Origin of the sequence: Rhodopirellula maiorica SM1, assembly GCF_000346295.1 — a bacterium.
GTDB classification, from domain to species: domain Bacteria; phylum Planctomycetota; class Planctomycetia; order Pirellulales; family Pirellulaceae; genus Novipirellula; species Novipirellula maiorica.
In genome coordinates this window covers 1-7,147 of the sequence record NZ_ANOG01000992.1, presented here as the reverse complement: position 1 = coordinate 7,147, position 7,147 = coordinate 1, and the positions used below count along the sequence as shown (strand labels likewise).

The 7,147-nt window shown below is 56.1% G+C and carries 5 protein-coding genes and 1 pseudogene; 1 reads left to right on the top strand and 5 read right to left on the bottom strand.

From position 1 onward, the window contains the following. The 5 genes from RMSM_RS32185 to metK all read right to left on the bottom strand — a co-directional run. On the bottom strand, positions 1–1,683 hold a 1,683-nt coding region (locus RMSM_RS32185), incomplete at its 3' end, for a hypothetical protein (protein ID WP_008707509.1). A gap of 161 nt (positions 1,684–1,844) precedes the next feature. Next, positions 1,845–3,554: a serine/threonine-protein kinase gene (locus tag RMSM_RS32180; protein ID WP_008707508.1), complete on the bottom strand. Its 1,710-nt coding sequence runs from the start codon at positions 3,552–3,554 to the stop codon at positions 1,845–1,847. Next, positions 3,551–4,201: a sigma-70 family RNA polymerase sigma factor gene (locus tag RMSM_RS32175; RefSeq protein ID WP_040770664.1), complete on the bottom strand. Its 651-nt coding sequence runs from the start codon at positions 4,199–4,201 to the stop codon at positions 3,551–3,553. Before RMSM_RS32175 ends, RMSM_RS32180 begins: the two co-directional genes overlap by 4 nt. A gap of 146 nt (positions 4,202–4,347) precedes the next feature. Further along, a complete protein-coding gene (locus RMSM_RS32170) occupies positions 4,348–5,178 on the bottom strand; it encodes a metallophosphoesterase family protein (protein WP_008707505.1) in 831 nt (276 codons plus the stop codon). Positions 5,179–5,266: 88 nt separating this feature from the next. Then, the gene (metK, locus tag RMSM_RS32165; protein WP_040770663.1) at positions 5,267–6,448 is read right to left on the bottom strand and encodes a methionine adenosyltransferase; all 1,182 of its coding nucleotides are present in this window, start codon (positions 6,446–6,448) and stop codon (positions 5,267–5,269) included. A gap of 193 nt (positions 6,449–6,641) precedes the next feature. Between metK and RMSM_RS32160 the strand changes: the two are divergent. Next, positions 6,642–7,147 (top strand): annotated as a pseudogene (locus tag RMSM_RS32160) (hypothetical protein); the annotation flags it as partial.

Genomic DNA, 7,147 nt, shown 5'->3' with positions numbered 1-7,147 from the left:
AATTTCGCTTGGATTAGTTACGTCGATGGATCCAATCATGGAGGGCCAGCGGTCAAAGTCACGGTCCATCGGACGACCATCGACCTGCTGAATCACCCATCGGTTTTTCGCCGCATGTGTGTCATAGCGGATGAGTGAGCCGTTGGGAATTTGGAACGAAGAACGCAGCTGTTTCGCGTTCGAATTGGCACTCTGAAGCGAGCGGAGCACCTGCTCAGGATCGCTGGACCGAACGATATGGACAACACCGAAGTCATCGCGTGAATGCACAGCCACGCACAGATTGGACTCACGTTGGAAGATCTTCCATAGAGTGGATGCGGCTGCGGGTTTCCAGCGCGGCGGGATGTGAACCGGACCGGCTGCCGCGGCAACGTTTTGCCAAACTCCTGTGTTGTTCCAGTCGCGAAAGTTCTTGCCAGGACCGGCGAGATGAAGTACTTCCGACAACTCATTTGCTGGGTCGTCGAGAATCAGGGTGATCGGTCGTGCCACAATGAGAGAGCGATCACCGCGATGGACGCCACCGCCGCTAAGCAGATATCCGGGACCGCCCGAATAGATTTCAGGTGAACTTTCGGGGCCGTGCCCAATGCGGATGAAATAGTCCGCTGGCTTCTCGACGATCCATTGGGCAGTTTGATCGGGCAATCGGTACGGCGACCAGCACACCCAAATGGCGATGTGACGATTTCCTCGCAGCTCCAAATCCTTCGGAGAGTCCGGCAGCAGGCTGATCCAAGGTTTGATCAATCCCACGTGGCGATCCCCCATCAGCGATGTATCCGCGGCGTGGGCGTACTGGCGTCGAAAAGGAGGGAATCGCCGGAAACGCAAACTGCCAACGGCGTAGTTCCAATTTAGCTGGTCAAGCAGCCCTCGCGCCGCGGATTGAACGCTCGGAGACCCGAAGGCTTCCAAATTCAATAACGCTGTCAGCGTGTAACCTTCATAGGGAATTGAGTTAAACTCATACGGACCTGCCGAGCGAATTTCTTCAATTAAGTCGAGTAACCATTGCTCCAACCCATTGCTGAGGTTGTCGTGTTTGGCAAGTTGGCTGCCGTGCAGCATCATCCAGCGGTTTTTAAGATAGCGAGACCCCTCGGTCATCAGTAAGTGGTTTTCGGTGTCAGGAACCAGCCCCGCTGTTCTCGGCACGGTCAAGAGAGGTTCACCGCCATCGAGAGGCAGCAGCGTGTTTAGCAAGTGGTCTTTCGCTGGCGGGTAGAGTACATTCGAATCGTCGCCAAACAAGAACAAGATGGGAATTAGTCCTGCCATGGTGAAGTCATAGTCGCCGTTGGGATTGCCCGGCCATGTCGAGCCTGCGTTTCCCCAAGGAGTCTGGGCGATCAAGTAGTCATTGGCCGCATCCAGATCGTGTCGTCGTATCAATCGTGCCAACAAAGAACGCGGTGCATTTATTTTGCCTTCGGTTTTCCAATCACCGAGAGGCCGTTTGGCCCATTCGTCAATGATCTGGTTAGTCAGATCAGAATCCTCGCGCCACTGAATGCTGCGTAGCGTGGGGGTGGGGATGTTGCCTGGTGGTAGAGGAACAGCGACAAGACGAGTCGCACTGACGTAGGGAACCACGCGAGGCAACGCCCACGCCCCCGCTCCGACGATTCCGGCTATCACGATCGCCAGTGTTGCCCATCGTTTTGACTTGATTTTCATGCTTCACCGTATCGCTGGCGTCTTGTCGGCTTTCAAATTCTCCATCCACGCCCCGATTCTAGTGAGGCGTCACAGGCCTGCCCACTTACCATCGCCTCGTGCTGCATCAGCAGATGGAACCCGAGCCAACCTCAAGCGTTTTCCCACCAGCAAACTGAAGTTCACGCGAAATTCGAGCGTTGTCGACGTCGACGGCGGGCGTATTGGTAGCCAGGGACGAAAAAAGATCCTCCGCCGACGATCCCAAAAATCAAATGGGCCCAGGGTGGATACAACGCCATCAATACGGACGCCACTAATAATGCGACGGCCTGCACGTAAAATGCTCCTGTCAACATGCCCGCTTTGATCAAGAAAACCATCGCGGTGACAATCCCAAGCATCGGCGAAAGGGTAAGTACCGGCAGCTTGAGCCACCACTCTAGCGGAAACATTAACGCGATCGCCATCATGCTGGCGCCCCACACATGAGCGACTTGCCGCTCGATGAAGGTAACCGGTCCCATACGTTGTCGCATTCGCCAAAACACCGCAGCCCACGCCCCCAGACCGACAGTCCAGACACCGGCATAAGCCATTCGGTTGGTGATGTGGTGATAATCAAGTTGCCACGTCAATAAACAGGCAACCAACAACACCAACGAATGCCACATCCATAACAGACCCCAGTTTTCCAGGACCGCAGCGTGATGCGTTTCGCGAAACACTCTTGCGACGACTTGCCCAAACCGGCCGCTACGTGCGGCAACCGGTTCATCGGCCAGATACGCTTCTAGATCGCTAGCCAATGCCGCTGCCGAATCGTAGCGCAGATCGATCGGTTTTTGCAGACAGCGAACGACAATCATTTCCAAGTCGCGATCTAGGCTTGGCCGCAGCGCTCGCGGCGGGCTAGGGTCTTGTTCGATCACCAACATCACTAATTGCATCGGTGACTCGGCAACAAACGGCGAGCGTCCCGTCAATGCAAAATAAAGTACGCAGCCAAGGCTATACACATCGCTCGACGGACCGACTAGGTCACGACGATTGCCTGCTTGTTCCGGCGACATGTACGCCGGCGTTCCGACCAACATCCCACTGCGGGTCAAATCGACTTGCGATCCCGATTGTTTGGCCAATCCAAAATCGGTGATCATCGGTACGCCATCGCGAGGCAACAAGATGTTGCTTGGCTTGATGTCACGATGCAGTACACCGGCGTCGTGCGCGAACTGGATCGCACGAGCGACGGTGGCCACCAATTGAGCCGCTTCTCGCTGAGGCATCGGTCCATCGGAAACTCGCTCGGCCAGCGTGATGCCGTCGATATATTTCATGCTAAAGAAGGGGCGACCATCGATGTCGCCGACTTCGTACACCGGCACGATGCTGGGGTGATCTAATTTTGCGGTGGCGGACGCCTCGGCCAGAAAACGCTGCATGTCGGTGTCGCTGGCCAATCGCCCTCGCAGAATCATTTTCACAGCGACTTCGCGATCGAGACTGATTTGTCGGGCTCGAAAGACGACGCCCATTCCGCCACGACCGATCTCTTGGATCAATTCATAGTCACCGATCTCCGTTGGCAATTGCAGACTTCGCCAACGGCCCGACGAGCCACTCTCGTTTGCAGCCAGTCCATTTGCATCAGGGCGTTGTTCGTGGGCAACGCCGGCGGTATCGGTGACGAGGACGGCGCCCCACAGGCGACGCAGTTCGTCGGCGTATTGAGGGTGCTGGTGACACACGGCGGCAAAGTCGACGAGTTCTCCGCGGCAGACACTATCAGCAAGATCGGCCAAGATCGCAGCAATCTTTTCATCGTCGGCACTGAACTCTTTTGCATCGGAGTTCGGTTCGCCCGGACCTCGAGACGGTTCGTTGCTCACGGTGCGTACTCGTCACCCGCCTCGCTGTCGAGCAATTCACGCAGCCGCCGGACGGCGCGTAGGTACCGCATGCTTGCCGCGGGCGGATTGACGCCAAGCACCTCGGCGATCTCCAAATTAGAAAGGTGTTCGTAATGCCGCATCAAAATAATCTCACGATCTTGTTCGCCGAGTTGTTCGATCGCGGCTTCGACTCGCGCTGCGATCTCGCGCTGGGTGGCGGCAGCGGCGGGCGTCGGTCCAGGATCCCAAAGCTGAGCGGCCAATTCCACCGACGATTGATCTTGGCCGCCAGGCATCACCATGGCTTGTTCGCGATCCATGCTGCGTTTCGCGCTGACGCGGTGCCGCCGGTACGTATCAATGATGCGATCCCAAGCGATTTGACGAATCCATAGGTGGAACGCCATCGCGGGGTCATCGAGGTATTTGTCCAACCGTCCGCTGGCTTCAACCAACACGTCTTGGACCACGTCGCTGACGTCCACTCGGCGTTGGACCTTGCGATCGAGTCGCATCTCCACCAATCGCCGCACCGAGACGCGATGCCGTTCGAGTAAGCGGTTCACCGCATCAACGTCACCCTGTTTCGCCGCGATCAGCAGCGTTTCGGTCTTGTCGTCGCTAGGCCAGATCGATTTTGCCATGTCATTTCGTTCGCTCAAGTTTGAGATCGTTCTCTAACATCATAGTAGAAAGTAAATGCTCCCATGACGCTAATCGGTCCGCCGTCATAGTCGTTGATCGCTCCGCGATCATTCCTACTGATCGCAGAACGATCAACGACCATTTATCAATGACGATGGTTCTGAATGCGAAGCTGGTTTGCCGTGATCTCGATGACCGCTTCGATCCCAGGCGATCCGTAGACCGCCGCCCCGGTGTAGACCGTCAAATTTTCGAGTAGGGTGGCGATGCCATCGTGATGTGTATGGCCGCAGATGACCGTGGTCTTGCAATCCGGGCAGTGCTGGCAAAACTCGACTAACGTCTGGCCGATTCGGCCGCAAACAAAGAAAGGGGCCCAATTGTCGTCGGTCGTTTTGCCTTCGTACCAACACGATTCGCGAAACGGCGGAACATGGGTCGCAACAAGGATGTGGGTGGCATCAACAGGAACTGCATCGAGTTTGGCTTGCAGTCGAGCGGCCGAGTCGGCCCCGAGTTGGTTTAGTTTTGCTTTCCAGAGATCCGCGGACGTCTCGCGAAAATCATCAATCAGCTTGAAGTCGTTCAGCTGGATAAACGAATCTTCGAAGTTGCCGATCGTGGCGTCGCCCCAGCCATCTTCGCCGACTAGAAAGATCCCTTCTGCCAAAGGAATCGGGCCGAGGTCGGTCAAGTAGTTCAGCGCATCGAGTTCGCGTGAGGCAGCGATCACATTCTGGCGAGTTCGCGCAATCGAACTTTGGTAAAAGTCGTGATTGCCAAGCACAAAGTAGACAGGGGCCGCGACCGAATCGGCGATGCGGCGGAGTTGCAAGACGACGTCATCCCCTTCGGAGACATCGCCGGTGATCAGAAGAGCATCCGGTTGTGTGGATGCGATGCAATCGGACCATTGGTCCCAATCGCGGGACGAAACGTGATTGAGATGCGGATCGGTTATCCACGCGATTCGCATCTCATCTCCCTTTCGTTTCTTTCATGGCATGACAACGGACTAAGCGAGTCCGTCGTGTGTCCAAACTCAAATCAAGCGAAGCCAAGCATTAGGCGGTCGCTGCGATTCCGGCAGCTTCAGCCAATGCTTCAGCCTTGTCGGTTTTTTCCCAAGTAAACGCATCGCCTTCGCGTCCAAAGTGGCCGCCGGCGCTGGTTTGACGGAAGACTGGTCGACGCAGTTCCAAGTGATTGATGATTCCCGAAGGAGTCAGCGGGAAGTGTTCTCGCACCAAGGCACACAATTTGGCGTCTTCGACCTTGCCGGTGCCTTCGGTATCAACGTGAACGCTAACCGGCTCGGTCACACCGATGGCATAGGCGAGTTGAACTTCGCAGCGATCGGCCAATCCGGATGCAACGATGTTCTTGGCAACGTAGCGCGCCATGTACGCGGCACTACGGTCGACTTTGGTCGAGTCCTTGCCACTGAACGCGCCACCGCCGTGACGTCCCCAACCACCATAGGTGTCGACGATGATCTTGCGACCGGTCAAACCACAGTCGCCGTGAGGTCCACCGACTACGAATTTGCCAGTGGGGTTGATGTGGTACTTGATGTCGCCTTTGTCCAACTCGGCTGGGATCGAGGGCTTGATCACGTTTTCGATGATGAACTTTTTGATCTCATCGTTGGTCACATCGGGGCTGTGCTGAGCACTGACGACAACAGTGTCAACGCGGACCGGCGTTTGTCCTTCGTATTCAACCGTGACTTGTGCCTTGTTATCGGGACGCAACCAGTCGACCTCTTTGGCGAATCGAGCTTCGGTGATGCGGTTGATGATGCGATGCGACAACGCGATCGGCATTGGCATCAATTCAGGAGTGTCTTTGCAGGCATAGCCGAACATCAACCCTTGGTCACCGGCGCCAACGTCTTTACCACTGGAGTCGTCCGAGTTAACACCTTGGGCAATGTCGGGGCTTTGGGTGTCGAGCGAGACCATGACGGCACAAGTGTTGCCACAGATGCCCATTTCATCATCGGTGTAACCGACTTCGTTGATGACTTCGCGGACGACGTCCGAATATTGAACTTTGGCTTGAGTGGAGATTTCACCTGCGACGATTGCGATGCCAGTGGTGACCATGGTTTCACAGGCCACGCGGCTATTTGGGTCTTGCGCCAACAACGCGTCGAGGATTCCATCAGAAATACGATCGGCCAGCTTGTCGGGGTGGCCCATGCTGACAGATTCACTTGTAAATAGGTATCGAGCGTCGCTCACGTGTTCTCTCTCCACTAGGTTGATCTTTCCCACCAATCTGGCGAGTCACCAAGGTGTTGGTTTAGGGTTAGAATGAATAGCTACTAAAGTAATTGTCGAAAGCGAGCTTGAAAAGCGCCATTCATCCGCCGATTGGGGCGTTGCGGCGAAAAACAGCTGCCTTTTGCTGCTAAAATTCACACACAATTCTTCTATGAACCGATCCAGCTCGCCCGCAACGAACGCAAACGGCAACCCGCGTTTACACGCGTCAGGGGACCCGTTGGAGATGGATTTACCCGAGCGGCCGCTGCCGGCACTGTTGCTGTCGCTAACATTCCACGTCGTTCTGCTGACTGGATTGGGAATTTTTTGGGCGCGGACGCCATCGGGAACGGGATCGGAAGTGGATCGCCCGGCGGGGATCGCAATGGTGCACCGAATGCCCGACCGCGACCGCTATGTTGATTCTGCCGACATAAACCAGGCAGCGGCGAGTGAGAATTCGGCAGCCAAATCAGGTGATGTTGCGGCAGCCGCGGCACCGCCGGCCGATTTGAGTCCTCCAATCGACTTGGCAGGCATCCTCAGCGAAATCAGCGACACGCCCTCTCCGGTGGCTGGCAGCGGCGTCGCGGGGGAAACCACACTCGATGGTGATGCGTTTGACTCGAAGCGTCCGCCGGGCAGCGAGGGAGATTCCAGCGACACCACGACCAT